Raw genomic sequence first — 15,410 nt, 5'->3', positions numbered from 1 at the left:
GGCTGGATATCAGGCGTTTTCCTGTTCCCGGGCCAGGGCGGCCGGTCGGAACTTCACCAGGAAGGCGGTGGTGATGGCCAGGGTGGAGCCTACTCCGATCAGAGTGGAGAGGGTCATCCCCAGGCCGAAGCCGATGGGGGCGTTGGCCAGATAGGTGATGCACACAGTGGTCATGAACATGGCCGGCAGGGTGCAGATCCAGTGCAGTTTGCCCTCCTTGATGAGGTAGGCCGCCGCCGTCCACAGCATGATGACAGCCGTGGTCTGGTTGGCCCAGCCGAAGTAGCGCCAGATCACCCCAAACTCAGCCTTGGAGATGATAAAGCCGATGATAAACATGGGGATGGCGATGAGCAGTCGCTTGGCCATCGGCTTCTGCGTCAGGTTCAGGAAGTCGGCGACGATGAGGCGGGCGCTGCGAAACGCGGTATCACCCGAGGTAATGGGCAGGATCACCACGCCGAGGATGGCCAGGATGCCGCCGACACTGCCAAGCAGGCTGGTGGAGACCTCGTGTACCACGGCAGAAGGGCCGCCATTGGCCAGCGTGGCGTTGAGGGCATCGGTGCTCTCGTAGAAAGAGAGGCCCAGGGTACACCAGATGAGGGCGATGATCCCTTCACCAATCATGGCGCCGTAGAAAATGAAGCGGCCGGATTTTTCGTTCTGCATGCAGCGCGCCATCAGCGGGGACTGGGTGGCGTGAAAGCCGGACACGGCGCCGCAGGCGATGGTGATGAAGAGCAGGGGCCACAGGGGCAGCTCGGTCGGGTGCAGGTTGGAAAAATCCATCCCTGTGTTGTAGAACCCCTTGCCCGAGGCGATGAGGCCGATGATGAGGCCGACCGACATGAAGACCAGCAGGGCGCCGAAGATGGGGTAGAAGCGACCGATGATCTTGTCGATGGGGACTATGGTCGCGAGGATGTAGTAGGCGAAGATGGCGCCAATCCAGTAGACCAGATCGATGGAGGTGAGGTTGGCGAGCAGACCCGCCGGGCTCAGTACGAACACCACGCCCACCAGCATCAGAAGCAGCACGGCGAAGAGGTTCATGAAGTGCTTGGCGGCCTTGCCCAGATGCTCACCGACCACGGTCGGGACCGACGCGCCTCTGGCCCGTACCGACAGCATGCCGGAGAAGTAGTCGTGTACCGCACCGGCGAAGATGCAGCCGAAGACGATCCAGAGCATGGCAACCGGGCCATAGAGGGCACCCAGGATAGGGCCGAAGATGGGACCGACGCCGGCGATGTTGAGCAGCTGTACCAGGTAGACCTTCTTGTCCGACATGGGGACGTAATCCACCCCGTCGGCCATGGTGACTGCCGGGGTAGCCTGTTCGGGCCTGGGCCCGAAGATGTTTTCTACGAACTTGCCGTAGAAGAAGTAGCCGGCCACGAGCAGACCGACACAGAGGAAGAACCAGATCATTTCGACGCTCCTTTTCTTTTATCGTGTCTCGCATAGTAGGAGCGTGCAGACCAGGGGGCAGCCACTTTGCCGTGAGCGGCGATCTGGCTCGATAAGCGGTCATCGCTTGTGATCTGCCTCACGCCAGGCCGAGTTGCTCACGGATGGGGCGCAGGAAACGACGGCTCACCGGCACGGCCTGATCGCCGGGTGTGATGAGTTCCACCTGATGACCATCGGTGCGCAGCTCCCGAATGGCGGCAGGGTGGACCAGATACTGGCGATGGCAGCGTATCAGGGGGGTGCGCTCCTCCAGCGTCTTGAGGGTCAACTGCGTGTGCAGCAGCTCCCCTTCACGGGTGTAGATATGAACGCCGCCGGGGTCGGAGAAGGCGATCGCCACCTCATCGAGGGGGACGACCCTGACCCTGTCGTGGCAGTATGCGGGCAGGCGGGTGAGGGGCGGCACCAGGGGGGCGAGAGCCTGGGGGGTAAGATCCTGACGCAGCCGCTGCAGGGTCTTCTCGAGACGGCACGGCTCTATGGGTTTGAGCAGATAGTCGAAGGCGTTCTCCTCGAACGCCTGCACCGCATAGTCGTCGAAGGCGGTGACGAAGACGACCCGGGGCAGGGGGGGGGTGAGCAGGGCCAACAGTTCCATGCCGCTTAACTGGGGCATCTGGATATCGAGAAACAGCACATCGGGTCTGTGCTGCCGGATCAGGGCGAGGGCCTCGATGGCGTTGGCCGCCTCGCCGAGGATCTGGAAGTCGCTCTGCTCGGCCAGCAGTGTCCTGAGCTCGGCACGGGCATAGCGTTCGTCGTCGATGATGAGGGCGGTGATCATGGGTGCTCTCTGGGCAGGCTCAGTATGATGCGAGTATGACAGTCGGGTTGGCACTCCACCGTCAGGGCGGCACGGGGACCACAGGCGCTCTTGAGGCGACGCTCCACCAGCGTCATGCCAAGTCCCTCTCCCCCCTCATGTTGGCGCCACAGGCCGGCGTTGTCCTCGATGATGAGTGCTATCTCCTCCCCCCTCTCTTCGCTGGCGATGAGGATCTTTCCCTGGCTCAGCAGTTGCGCCGTACCGTGCTTGATGGCGTTCTCGATGAGGGGCTGCAGGGTAAAACTCGGCAGTTTCAACGTCAGATGGGCGGGATCGATGTGGCGCTCGACGCTCAGATGATCCCCGAAGCGGGCCAGCTCTATCTCCAGGTAGTCGTCACAGTGCGCCAGCTCCTCGGCCAGGGTCGAGAGTCCCTCCGGACGTTTGAGGTTTTTGCGAAAGAAACGGGAGAGGTGCAGCAGCAACTCCCGCGCGCGCTGGGGGTTGCTGCGGGTGATGGCGCCTATGGTGTTGAGGGTGTTAAAGAGGAAATGGGGATTGACCTGGGTGTGCAGCACCCTGAGCTCGGCCTGCATCAGCTGATGTTTTTGTTGCTCCAGACGGCCGCTGAGCAGCTGGTGGGAGAGCAGAGTGGCGATGCCCTCACCCAGAGTCCGGTTGAACTTGAGAAAGAGTCGCTGCCTGGGTTCATAGAGCTTGATGGTGCCGATCACCTCCTGCTCCCCTTGCAGCGGGATCACCAGCACCGAGCCGAGGGGGCAGCGACTGGCCAGCGAACACTGATAGGGCGTGCTGTTGCCATCGGCGAACAGTACCCGGTTTTGGGCCATGGCATCCAGGGTGAGGGGCGAGGAGATGGGCGTGCCGGGCAGGTGGTGATCCTGGCCGATACCGGTGAAGGCGAGGATGGCATGTCGATCCGTGATGGCGACGGCGCCAACGCCTGTCTCTTCGTGCACGATGCGGGCGATGGCGCGGCTCGCCTCCGGGGTAAAGCCGTCGTGGAGCAGCCCCACAGTGCGCTGGGCGATACGCAGGGCCTTGGCCGACGAATCGCTCGAGAACTTCTCATACATCCATTTCTGATCGCGGATCATGCTGATAAAGAGGGCTGCCCCCAGCGCATTGGCGGTCAGCATGGGGATGGCGATATGGCGCACCAGCTCCAGGGCCTCACCGGAGGGTTTGGCCACCAGCAGTATGATGATCATCTGCAACGCCTCGGCCACGAAGGTGGTGATGAGGGCTACCTGAGGGTGAAACAGGGCATCGAGACGATCCCGACGCAGCAGATACCAGTGCACCAGGCCACCGAGCAGTCCCTCAACCGTGGTGGAGATGGCGCAGGCCACATCGGTAAACCCGCCCAGGGTCCAGCGATGCAGACCACCGGTGAGACCCACCAGCAGGCCGGTGAGAGGGCCTCCGAGCAGGCCTCCCAGCACGGCTCCGACGGCTCGGGTGTTGGCGATGGCCCCCTGGATCTCCAGGCCAAAATAGGTGCCCATGACGCAAAACGAGGAGAAGAGAAAGTAGATGACCACCTTGTGGGGCAGGCGCACCGAGTAGTTGACCAGGGGGTGGAAGAGGGGCGTCTTGGAGAAGAGGTAAGCGATGACCAGAAAGACGCTCATCTGTTGCAGCAGGGAGAGAACCAGCAGCATCTTATTCATCCTTGCTGAAAACCGGCGCCATGGTACGCACTGGGGTCAGCAGTGGAAGCGTGGGGATGCCATAACGGGATCCCTCTCACACTTCCCCCCTTCGGCGATAACGGGCTCAAGACCAGTCGATTTTTTGCGCACCCCTTCTCGGGGCTGGAAATGAGAGGTCAGGGCTGATTATTCATGGTTGTCCAATGAGTTATCCCCAGCTTCTGGGGATAACTCAGAAAGCAAAATAATAACTGAAGCGACGGGTCAGGTTGAAAAACTGACGCTGCGCCTCGTCGAGCTCCTCGATGAGGCAGGCTCGCACTATGGTGCGCTCATCCTCTTTGAGGTCCACCATGGCAACCCCCTCAGGCCTCTGTCCCTTGATGTAGGGCAGGATCTTGGGTTTGAGGGTGGAGGAGGGCTCGGAGGAGAGCACCAGTGCAATACTCTCGTCCGAGAGCTGAACCAGGGTCCCCGGGGGATAGATCCCCAATATCTTGATGAGCAGCTTGACCTGGTCTGGCTCGAACTTGCCTTGCGACTGCTTGAAGAGCTGGCTGACCACCTGGTTGGGTGGGGCCGGAAAGCCACTCATGCGCGGATGGAGCAGCTCGTCATAGTAATCGACCAGACCGATGAGGCGCGCCAGTGGGGAGATCTCCTCCCCCTTGAGCCCCTTGGGATAGCCGCTACCGTCGAGTCGCTCGTGGTGCTGAATGGCGACGGCACGCACCTTGGGTTCGAAGGCCTTGAGTTGGGCCAGCATCTCGAAGCCGTACTGGGGATGCATGCGCAGGAAGTTGATCTCGGCCTTGCTGAGCTCGCCGCGCTTTTGGGTGATCTGGGTCGGGACCCTGAGCTCTCCGATGTCATGTATCAGCCCCGCCAGCCCCACCTCCTCGATCTCGACCGGATTCATGCCGAGCTCCCTGGCGATCAACATGGCCAGATAGGCGACGTTGAGGCTGTGCTGCAGCAGGACGTCCGTGTGAGTCGAGCGGATAAGGTGCAGGCCGAGGGGGCCCTCGTGCAGGGCGATCTGGGCGGCGGCATTGCGCACTATCTGTGCCGTGTTGGCCAATCCTTCGTCGGGCTTGAGGTTGAGAGCACCAAGTGCATCGCGCAACTCGGAGACCGATTGGCTGAAGGCCTTCTCGGCCACTCGCATGGAGCGACGAAACGCCTTCTCGTCGAAAGGGGGAGGCCCGGAGGGCTCATCGATCTGGGGTGGGGGAGGCGCCTCTTCGATCACCTCACCGCGGATCAGTGGCTCGAGGGGGAGATCACTCTTGTCCGTGTCCACCATCACCAACATGGCGGAGTCCAGATGGCGAATGATGTTGAGCTGATCCTCATCCTTTATCTTGAACGCATTGAACATGAAGGGGTGGTTCTTCCATCCCCCGGGGAGATGGACGAAGTGACCGACTCTCAACTGCTCAATGGAGGCCTGGATCAGTGGCATGGTGTTATCCCTTTGCGCGATATAGCTAAACCTAGCAAGGAGATAGCAGAAAAGAAAAGCCCGCGCTGTGCGCGGGCTTCCATTTGGGGCCAAGAATATTAGGCTTTGGCCTTTTTCTTGCTGTCAGCCTTCTCTACCTTGGGGGCTTCGGCGGCGGCGACGGTGCCTTCGGTGAAGGGACGACCATAGTAGGAGTCCAGCAGCACCTGCTTGAGTTCGCTGATCAGCGGGTAGCGCGGGTTGGCGCCGGTGCACTGGTCATCGAAGGCTTCAACGGCCAGCTGGTCAACGGCAGCCAGGAAGGCCTCTTCCTGCACACCGGCTTCGCGGATGGAGGCCGGGATGCCCAGAGTGGCTTTCAACTCGTCCAACCAGGTCAGCAGCTTCTCGATCTTGACGGCGGTACGGTCACCGGCGGCAGTCAGACCCAGATGGTCGGCCACTTCGGCGTAACGACGGCGAGCCTGCGGACGGTCGTACTGGGAGAACGCGGTCTGCTTGGTCGGGTTGTCGTTCGCGTTGTAGCGAATGACGTTGCTGATCAGCAGGGCGTTGGCCAGGCCGTGCGGAATGTGGAACTCGGCACCCAGCTTGTGGGCCATGGAGTGGCACACACCCAGGAAGGCGTTGGCAAACGCGATACCGGCGATGGTGGCGGCGTTGTGCACCTTCTCACGGGCGATCGGGTCGTTGGCGCCGTTCTGGTAGCTGGAGGGCAGGTAGTCCTTCAGCAGCTTCAGGGCTTGCAGAGCCTGACCGTCGGAGTACTCGTTGGCCAGCACGGAAACATAGGCTTCCATGGCGTGGGTCACGGCATCGATACCACCGAAGGCACACAGGGATTTCGGCATACCCATGACCAGGTTGGCGTCAACGATGGCCATGTTCGGGGTCAGCTCGTAGTCAGCCAGCGGATACTTCACGCCGGTAGCGTCGTCGGTCACCACGGCGAACGGAGTCACTTCGGAGCCGGTACCGGAAGTGGTGGTGATACAGACCAGCTCGGCCTTCACACCCATCTTCGGGAACTTGTAGATACGCTTGCGGATGTCCATGAAGCGCATGGCCAGGTCTTCGAAGGCGGTGTTCGGGTGCTCGTACATCACCCACATGATCTTGGCCGCATCCATCGGAGAACCACCGCCCAGGGCGACGATCACGTCCGGCTTGAAGGAGTTGGCCATCTCGGCACCCTTGCGCACCACGGTCAGGGTCGGGTCGGCTTCCACTTCGTAGAAGACTTCCACTTCCATGTTCATGCCCTTGAGCAGGCGAACCACTTCATCGGCATAGCCGTTGTTGAACAGGAAACGGTCGGTCACGATCATGGCGCGCTTCTTGCCTTCCAGGTCGCCCAGGGCGATCGGCAGGGAGCCACGACGGAAGTAGATGGATTTCGGAAGTTTGTGCCACAGCATGTTTTCTGCCCGTTTTGCGACTGTCTTCTTGTTGATCAGGTGCTTGGGACCCACGTTCTCGGAGATGGAGTTACCACCCCAGGAGCCGCAACCCAGAGTCAGGGACGGAGCCATGGCGAAGTTGTACAGGTCGCCGATACCACCCTGAGTGGTCGGGGTGTTGATCAGAATACGAGCGGTCTTCATCTTGTCGCCGAAGTACTTGATACGGTCGGCGTTGCGATCCTGGTCGGTGTAGAGGCCGGAGGTGTGGCCGATACCACCCAGGTTGACCATGTCACAGGCCATTTCGACGGCTTCTTCGAAGGTCTTGGCACGGAACATACCGAGCAGCGGGGAGAGTTTCTCGTGAGCGAACTCTTCCTCTTCACAGATCTTGAGGCCTTCGCCGATCAGGATCTTGGTGTCGGCAGGCACGGAGACACCGGCCATTTCGGCGATCTTGGTCGCAGGCTGGCCCACGATGTTGGCGTTCAGGGCACCGTTGATCAGGATGACCTTGCGAACCTTGTCGGCTTCGTCCTTGGCCAGTACATAGCCCTTGTGGGAGGCGAAACGCTCTTTGACCTGGTCGTAGACGGCGTCAACCACGATGACGGCCTGCTCGGAGGCGCAGACTACGCCGTTGTCGAAGGTCTTGGACATCAGCACGGAGGCGACGGCACGCTTGACATCGGCGGTTTCGTCGATGACCACCGGTACGTTACCGGCACCCACGCCGATGGCCGGCTTACCGGAGGAGTAAGCAGCCTTCACCATACCCGGGCCACCGGTGGCCAGGATCAGGTTGATGTCGTTGTGCTTCATCAGGGCGTTGGAGAGCTCGACGGAGGGTTGGTCGATCCAGCCGATGATGTCTTTCGGGGCACCGGCAGCAATGGCGGCATCCAGCACCAGCTTGGCGGCGGTGTTGGTGGCGTTCTTGGCGCGGGGGTGCGGAGAGAAGATGATGGCGTTACGGGTCTTCAGGGAGATCAGGGACTTGAAGATCGCGGTGGAGGTCGGGTTGGTGGTCGGTACGATACCGCAGATGATGCCCACCGGCTCGGCGATGGTGATGGTGCCCATCTCGTCATCCTCGCTCAGGATGCCGCAGGTCTTCTCTTCTTTATACTTGTTGTAGATGTATTCGGAGGCGAAGTGGTTCTTGATCACCTTGTCTTCGATGATACCCATGCCGGACTCTTCGACGGCCATCTGGGCCAGAGGGATACGGGCGTTGTTGGCGGCCAGGGCGGCGGCGCGGAAGATCTTGTCGACCTGCTCTTGAGAGAAAGTAGCGAACTCACGCTGAGCTTCCTTCACACGGGCGACCAGTGCATCCAGTTCTGCCAGGTTGGTTACTGCCATAGATGTCATCTCCTGATGATTTTTGAAAACTGTTTAACAAAACGTTGTGAGATTTTTTCAGGCCCGGCAATTATAGCCACAGCCGCGTTATCCATTCACCCCATCGGGGTATTGCATGCCTTGTTAAACTGCTTTCGACACCGATTATAGGGGGGAGGGATGCCTCAAAAAATTGATCGCGATCAAATGTAACAAAAGAACAAAAGAAATTTTTTTTCATGGACGGGCTCATCGTGTAACCCCTGGCGCTCCAGCCGGTGTTATATGCGACATACGTTTTTTTTGTTCTTTCAAAACAATGCATTATTGCTGTTTTTATCCCCTTTATCAGTATTTGCCTCCCCTCTGGCTAGAGAGTGTGCAGGGGCAGAGGGAGAAAGTCGTCAGAGATTTTCTCTTCCAATATGTCTTAAAGAGGGTGAATTTGTCTGCCTGGGCGAGGGCGATGAGCCTGCTTCGGGGAGAGGCCAGGGGATCAGGGGAGGAATGTGGGGCCCTTGTTGCGCATTTGTTCCGGATGTAGTGGTGGGTGGGCGGTTGTTAACGCACGCCGTGTTGCATATTTGTGTGTTATTAGCCGGATTATCTGGAACGGGGGGAGATGACCCAGATTAACTAATTGGTAGAGACGGGTGGCTTGATGTAAATTTACGCACGATTTAATCGTGCCCTCAGTGTGAACAGGATGCCATGGCTGAACTCGACTTCTCCCTCTACCTGAAATTTTTCATCGGCCTTATCGCCATCATCAACCCGCTCGGGTTGCTGCCTGTCTTTGTCAGCCTGACCAGCCACCAGAGCCCGGCCGAGCGGATGAAGACCAATACCACCGCCAACCTGGCCGTCATGGTGATCCTGTTGGTCTCCATGTATCTGGGGCAGCTCATTCTCGACGGGTTTGGTATTTCCCTGGCCTCGTTTCGTATCGCCGGCGGATCGCTCATCACTCTGATCGCCTGGTCCATGCTGCAAGGCAAACTCGGCGAGGTAAAACATAACAAAGAAGAGAAGGGGGAGCTGGCCGCCCGTGAGTCGATTGCTGTCGTACCCCTGGCTCTTCCCCTGATGGCGGGCCCCGGTGCCATCTCCTCGGTCATCGTCTATGCCAGCCAGAGCCACTGGCAGCAGCTGATTGGCATGTCCATCGTGGTGGTGATCTTCTCGTTCTGCTCCTGGCTCATCTTCCGCGCCGCGCCCCTGCTGTTCAAGCTGATGGGCAACACGGGTATCAACGTGGTGACCCGTATCATGGGTCTTATCATGATGGCTCTGGGCATCGAGATCATGGTGGCCGGAATCAAGGCGATGTTTCCTGCCCTGATGTGATCGCTTTCACCAATAAAAAACCGGCCTTCTGGCCGGTTTTTTATTTGTTTCCTTTTGGGGGGCGATTCCCTACAATCGAGCGGATTTGTATAAAAAAGCGCCATTTTCGCGTTGAGAAATTCTGCCAGGATTGGGATTTGATGGTTTTTCATCCATGAAAAGCCATAGTGTGCGCACGAAACTATTGCATTATTCAATAGTGCAGGGAATCATGCGCCAAGCGGGATTCTTTTCTCGTGAATGGATGTAAGCATGGAATGTTCTTGTTGGAGTATGGAAATGACTCACCAAAAAACGATTATAAATACCCTGTTGGTTGCAGCCCTGTTTGGCGGTTCGGTTCAGGCCGCCGAGGTTCCCGCCGGTACCAAACTGGCGGATGTGCAAGAGTTGGTGAAGGGGAACGGCTCCGAGCCTGCCACCCTGGACCCGCACAAGACTGAAGGAACGGTCGAATCCAATATTCTGCGCGACCTGTTTGAAGGACTGGTCGCCTCCGGCCCCAACGGGGAAGTGCTGCCTGCCATGGCGGAGTCCTGGGAGACCAAGGACAACAAGCACTACGTCTTCCACCTGCGTAAAAACGCCAAGTGGTCCAACGGTGACCCGGTCACTGCTCACGATTTTGTCTTCGCCTTCCAGCGCGCCGTGGATCCCAAGACCGCCTCTCCCTACTCCTGGTATCTGGAGATCCCGACCATCGTCAACGCCTCCGACATCATCGCAGGCAAGAAACCGGCCGACACCCTGGGCGTCAAGGCGACCGATGACTACACCTTCGAGGTGCAGCTCGAGAAAGCCATTCCCTACTTTGTCAGCATGCTCTCCCACACCACCACCTACCCGGTGCCGAAGAAGGTGATCGAGCAGTTTGGTGACAAGTGGACCCAGCCTGGCAACATGGTATCCAACGGTGCCTACGTGCTGAAAAACTGGGTAGTCAACGAGAAGGTTGAGCTCGAGCGGAACAAAAATTACTGGAATGACGCCAAGACCGTCATCAACAAGGTGACCTATCTGCCGATCCAGTCCACCAATGCCGAATTGAACCGCTATCTGGCCGGTGAAGTGGACATGACCTACAACCTGCCTATCGAGCGCTTCAAGCAGATGAAGAAAGAGAAAGGCGATGAGTTGAAGGTGACCGGCTATGTAGGAACTTACTACTACCAGTACAACTTCAAGAAGAAGCCCTTTGACGACGTGCGCGTGCGTACCGCCCTCTCCTACGCCATCGATCGCAACGTGATCGCCGACAAGGTGATGGGTCAGGGGCAGACCCCGGGCTACACGCTCGTGCCGGACTTCGTCGACGGTTTCAAACCGGTCGCTCCTGCATGGTCCAAGCTGACCCAGGCCGAGCGTGATGCCAAGGCCAAAGAGATGCTGACCGAGGCCGGCTTCGGTCCGGGCAACCCCCTCAAGTTCGAGCTGCTCTACAACACCGATGACAACCACAAGAAGGTGGCGGTGGCCGTGGCCTCCATGTGGAAGAAGCTCGGCGTGCAGGTGAGCCTGGTCAACCAGGAGTGGAAGACCTACCTGGAGACCAAGAAGCAGGGGCAGTTTGACGTGGGCCGTGCCGGCTGGATCGCTGACTACAACGAAGCCTCCTCCATGCTGGATCTGATGCAGACCACCCATGGCAACAACGACGGCAAGTACTCCAACCCCGAGTTCGACAAGCTGATGAGTGAGTCGCGCAACCAGGTGGATAGCGAGTCCCGTAACAAGCTCTATGTCCAGGCCGAAGAGATCCTGGCCAAGGATATGCCCATCGCCCCCATCTACCAGTACGTGACCGCTCGTATGGTCAAGCCCTACCTGGGCGGTTATCCGGCCAACCCGCTGGACAACCTCTACAGCAAGGACATGTACATCATCGCCCATTGATGGGTCGAGTCGCATAACAAGCAGGGGGTCCACCCGCCGGGTGGGCCCCTCATTACAAAGCGACCCTTTGGAAGCAGTTAGGACAGGTATTGTCTATGTTGAAATTTATCTTCAAGCGTCTTCTGGAAGCGATTCCGACGCTGCTGGTGCTCATCACCGTCTCCTTTTTCATGATGCGTTTCGCGCCGGGTAACCCCTTTAGCAGCGAACGCTCCCTGCCGCCCGAAGTCATGGCCAACATCGAGGCCAAGTACGGGCTCGACAAACCGATCGGGGTGCAGTACCTCACCTACCTGGGTAACCTGGTGCAGGGTGATCTCGGTCCCTCTTTCAAGTACAAGGACTTCTCCGTCAACGATCTGGTGAGTGAGGCGCTGCCGGTCTCTGCCAAGATCGGCTCGGTGGCCTTCCTGTTTGCCGTGCTGCTCGGGGTGACCTTCGGCACCATAGCCGCTCTCAAGCAAAACACCCTTATCGACTATCTGCTGATGTCGTCGGCCATGGCGGGGGTGGTGATCCCGGGCTTCGTGCTGGCGCCCTTGCTGGTGCTCTTCTTCAGTATCCACCTGGGCTGGCTGCCGGCCGGTGGCTGGCAGGGGGGCGGTATCCAGTTTATGGTGCTGCCGGTGTTTGGCATGATGATGTACTACATCTCGGCTATCTCCCGCATCATGCGTGGCAGCATGATCGAGACCATGAACTCCAACTTCATCCGTACCGCCCGCGCCAAGGGGCTGCCCCTGCGTTACATCATACTGCGCCACGCCCTGCGCCCGGCCATGCTGCCGGTGGTCTCCTACCTGGGCCCGGCGTTTGTGGGCATCATCACGGGGTCTGTGGTGATCGAGACCATTTTCGGCCTGCCGGGAATAGGTCAGCTGTTCGTCAACGGAGCGCTGAACCGTGACTACTCCATGGTGCTTGGCCTGACCATTCTGGTCGGTGCACTCACCATCACCTTCAACGCCGTGGTCGATATCCTGTATGCCTTTATCGACCCGAAAATCCGTTACTGATCAGGGAGTAGATCATGGTTGTATCAACAGAAAAGCGTGCTGCGGTTGAAACGTTCGCCCAGCAGATGGAGGTTGAGGGGCGCTCCCTGTGGCAGGATGCACGGCGGCGTTTCTTCCGTAACAAGGCGGCGCTCACCAGCCTTATCATTCTGGCCATCATCTCGGTGGCGGTCATGGTGGGTCCGCATCTCTCCCAGTACACCTTCGATGATCCGGACTGGAATGCCATGCAGTCCGCTCCGGACATGGAGACGGGTCACTGGTTTGGTACCGACAGCCTGGGACGTGATCTCTTCGTGCGTACCCTGCTCGGTGGGCGTATCTCGCTGATGGTCGGCATCATGGGGGCCCTGGTGGCCGTCATCATAGGTACCCTGTATGGCGCCGCATCGGGCTTTATCGGCGGACGCGTCGACAGCCTGATGATGCGACTGCTCGAGGTGCTCAACGCCTTCCCCTTCATGTTCTTCGTCATCATGCTGGTGACCTTCTTCGGCCGTAACCTGGCACTTATCTTCCTTGCCATCGGGGCGGTGAGCTGGCTCGACATGGCCCGTATCGTGCGCGGTCAGACCCTGAGCCTAAAGAGCAAGGAGTTTATCGAGGCAGCCCATGTTTGCGGTGTGTCGAAGTGGAAGATCATCACCCGCCATATCGTGCCGAACGTGCTCGGCATCGTGGCTGTCTACGCCACCTTGCTGGTGCCGGGCATGATCATGTTCGAATCCTTCCTGAGTTTCCTTGGCCTCGGGGTCCAGGAGCCGATGACCAGTTGGGGTGCCCTGCTGGATGAAGGCTCCAAGGCGATGGAAGTCGCCCCCTGGCAGCTCTTGTTCCCCGCCAGCTTCATGGTGGTGACCCTGTTCTGCTTCAACTTCCTCGGGGATGGTCTGCGTGACGCCCTCGACCCGAAAGATCGCTAAGGAGTTCTTATGCAGTTGCTCGATGTGAAAGATCTGCGGGTCGAGTTCAAGACCCCGGACGGCAATGTGGTGGCCGTGAACGACCTCAACTTCTCTCTGGCGGCCGGCGAGACCCTCGGCATCGTGGGTGAGTCCGGCTCGGGCAAGTCCCAGACCGCATTTGCCATCATGGGGCTGCTTGCCAAGAATGGCATCATCACCGGTTCGGCCAAGTTTCAGGGCGACGAGATCCTGAACCTGCCCGAGTCCAAGCTCAACCGTATTCGCTCCGAGAAGATCGCCATGATCTTCCAGGACCCCATGACCTCGCTGAACCCCTACATGAAGGTGAAGGATCAGCTGATGGAAGTGCTGATGCTGCACAAGGGGTTGACCCGGGCTGCGGCCTTCGAGGAGTCGGTGCGTATGCTCGATGCGGTGAAGATCCCCGAGGCGCGCAAGCGCATGGGCATGTACCCCCACGAGTTCTCTGGCGGCATGCGTCAGCGGGTGATGATCGCCATGGCGCTCTTGTGCCGGCCCCAGCTGCTTATCGCCGATGAGCCGACCACGGCGCTGGATGTGACGGTACAGGCCCAGATCATGGAGTTGATGGCAGAGCTCAAGCGTGAGTTCAACACCGCCATCATCATGATCACCCATGATCTCGGGGTGGTGGCCGGCATCTGCGACAAGGTGCTGGTGATGTACGCCGGCCGTACCATGGAGTACGGCAAGGTCAATGACATCTTCTACCGCCCGAGCCATCCCTATACCGAAGGGTTGCTGCGCGCCATTCCCCGCCTCGACACCGAGGGTGAGGTGTTGCCGACCATACCGGGCAACCCGCCCAACTTGCTGCGTCTGCCCGTGGGCTGCCCCTTCCAGGAGCGTTGCCACCGGGTGAGCGACCTCTGTCGCAGCCAGTCCCCCGTGCTGACTCCGTTTGGCGATGGGCGCCAGCGGGCCTGCCACTGGGTCTCTGAAGTCATGGGCAAGGAGGCGGTATGACAGTCGAGAAGAAATTGCTGCTCGAGGTCTCCGACCTCAAGGTTCATTTCAGTATCAAGAGCGATCGGGCCTGGCCCTGGGCCAAACCCTCCACTCTCAAGGCGGTAGACGGGGTGACCCTGCGCCTCTATGAGGGGGAGACCCTGGGTGTGGTGGGGGAGTCGGGCTGCGGCAAGTCGACCTTCGCCCGTGCCATCATAGGCCTGGTGCCGAGCACCGCGGGCAAGGTGGTGTGGCTCGGTAACGACCTGACCAAGCTGGATCACCAGGCGCTGCGCGAGAAGCGCAAAGAGATCCAGATGATCTTTCAGGACCCGCTGGCCTCGCTCAATCCGCGCATGACCATAGGCGACATCATCGCCGAGCCGCTTATCACCTTCTACCCGAACCTGACCCGGGATGAGGTGAAGGGACGGGTTCGCGCCATGATGAGCAAGGTGGGCCTGCTGCCGAACCTGGTGAACCGTTATCCCCACGAGTTCTCCGGTGGTCAGTGTCAGCGTATTGGCATCGCCCGGGCGCTCATCCTCGAGCCCAAGATGATCATCTGCGACGAGCCGGTCTCGGCGCTGGATGTGTCGATTCAGGCTCAGGTGGTCAACCTGCTCAAGTCCTTGCAAAAGGAGATGGGGCTGTCGCTTATCTTCATCGCTCACGATCTCTCCGTGGTCAAACATATCTCGGATCGGGTGCTGGTGATGTATCTGGGCAATGCGGTGGAGCTCGGTGAAGGCAAGGAGATCTACGCCAACCCCCTGCACCCCTATACCAAGGCCCTGATGTCGGCGGTACCGATCCCGGACCCGGACCTGGAGCGCAGCAAGACCATCCAGATCCTGGAAGGGGACCTGCCCTCTCCCATGAATCCCCCGTCGGGCTGTGTGTTCCGCACCCGCTGCCCCCAGGCCGGCCCCGAGTGCGCCAAGACCCGCCCCGTGCTGGAGGGGAACTTCAGCCATGCGGTCTCCTGCCTCAAGGCCGATCCGCTCTGAGCATGAAAAGAGGGGAGCCTGGCTCCTAATGCCGATCAGTTAAGGATCCATTGACCGATCCTTCTGATGTGTGAAAATCCGAAACCTATTGATTGGTTTCGGATTTTTTATGCGCATCG

At 59.3% G+C, this 15,410-nt stretch carries 11 protein-coding genes; 6 read left to right on the top strand and 5 right to left on the bottom strand.

From position 1 onward, the window contains the following. Window positions 1–9 precede the first annotated feature (9 nt). From AB5Y48_RS06400 to adhE, 5 genes are all read right to left on the bottom strand, one after another. Window positions 10–1,434, bottom strand: a complete 1,425-nt coding sequence (locus AB5Y48_RS06400; RefSeq protein WP_224162715.1) for a carbon starvation protein A — start codon at window positions 1,432–1,434, stop codon at window positions 10–12. A gap of 118 nt (window positions 1,435–1,552) precedes the next feature. Beyond that, window positions 1,553–2,260, bottom strand: coding sequence for a two-component system response regulator BtsR (btsR, locus tag AB5Y48_RS06395; protein ID WP_368164029.1), 708 nt, complete (start codon window positions 2,258–2,260; stop codon window positions 1,553–1,555). Further along, window positions 2,257–3,927, bottom strand: coding sequence for a LytS/YhcK type 5TM receptor domain-containing protein (locus AB5Y48_RS06390; protein WP_368164028.1), 1,671 nt, complete (start codon window positions 3,925–3,927; stop codon window positions 2,257–2,259). The genes btsR and AB5Y48_RS06390 overlap by 4 nt, the downstream gene beginning before the upstream one ends. Window positions 3,928–4,150: 223 nt before the next feature. After that, window positions 4,151–5,383 (bottom strand): HD-GYP domain-containing protein, encoded by a 1,233-nt coding sequence (locus tag AB5Y48_RS06385; RefSeq protein ID WP_060584852.1) that lies wholly within the window; start codon window positions 5,381–5,383, stop codon window positions 4,151–4,153. 98 nt (window positions 5,384–5,481) lie between these two features. After that, window positions 5,482–8,160: a bifunctional acetaldehyde-CoA/alcohol dehydrogenase gene (adhE, locus tag AB5Y48_RS06380; RefSeq protein WP_082178011.1), complete on the bottom strand. Its 2,679-nt coding sequence runs from the start codon at window positions 8,158–8,160 to the stop codon at window positions 5,482–5,484. Between the two features lie 681 nt (window positions 8,161–8,841). Between adhE and AB5Y48_RS06375 the strand changes: the two genes are divergently transcribed. From AB5Y48_RS06375 to oppF, 6 genes are all read left to right on the top strand, one after another. Beyond that, window positions 8,842–9,477, top strand: coding sequence for a YchE family NAAT transporter (locus AB5Y48_RS06375; RefSeq protein WP_050667023.1), 636 nt, complete (start codon window positions 8,842–8,844; stop codon window positions 9,475–9,477). A 279-nt stretch (window positions 9,478–9,756) separates the two neighbouring features. After that, entirely contained in the window at window positions 9,757–11,370 is a 1,614-nt protein-coding gene (locus AB5Y48_RS06370; RefSeq protein ID WP_368164027.1) for an ABC transporter substrate-binding protein, read from the top strand. 95 nt (window positions 11,371–11,465) lie between these two features. Then, entirely contained in the window at window positions 11,466–12,386 is a 921-nt protein-coding gene (oppB, locus tag AB5Y48_RS06365) for an oligopeptide ABC transporter permease OppB (protein WP_050667025.1), read from the top strand. A gap of 14 nt (window positions 12,387–12,400) precedes the next feature. Beyond that, the gene (gene oppC, locus AB5Y48_RS06360) at window positions 12,401–13,309 is read left to right on the top strand and encodes an oligopeptide ABC transporter permease OppC (protein ID WP_050667026.1); all 909 of its coding nucleotides are present in this window, start codon (window positions 12,401–12,403) and stop codon (window positions 13,307–13,309) included. A 9-nt stretch (window positions 13,310–13,318) separates the two neighbouring features. After that, window positions 13,319–14,299 carry an ABC transporter ATP-binding protein gene (locus tag AB5Y48_RS06355; protein ID WP_050667027.1) on the top strand — a complete coding sequence of 327 codons (981 nt, stop codon included), beginning with the start codon at window positions 13,319–13,321 and terminating at the stop codon, window positions 14,297–14,299. Next, entirely contained in the window at window positions 14,296–15,291 is a 996-nt protein-coding gene (gene oppF, locus AB5Y48_RS06350) for a murein tripeptide/oligopeptide ABC transporter ATP binding protein OppF (protein ID WP_050667028.1), read from the top strand. The genes AB5Y48_RS06355 and oppF overlap by 4 nt, the downstream gene beginning before the upstream one ends. Window positions 15,292–15,410 lie beyond the last annotated feature (119 nt).

The sequence above is a fragment of the Aeromonas sp. R6-2 genome (assembly GCF_040908155.1).
GTDB classification, from domain to species: domain Bacteria; phylum Pseudomonadota; class Gammaproteobacteria; order Enterobacterales; family Aeromonadaceae; genus Aeromonas; species Aeromonas schubertii.
Note: the sequence above shows the minus strand (reverse complement) of the source record. Positions and strands in the feature narration are given on the sequence as shown.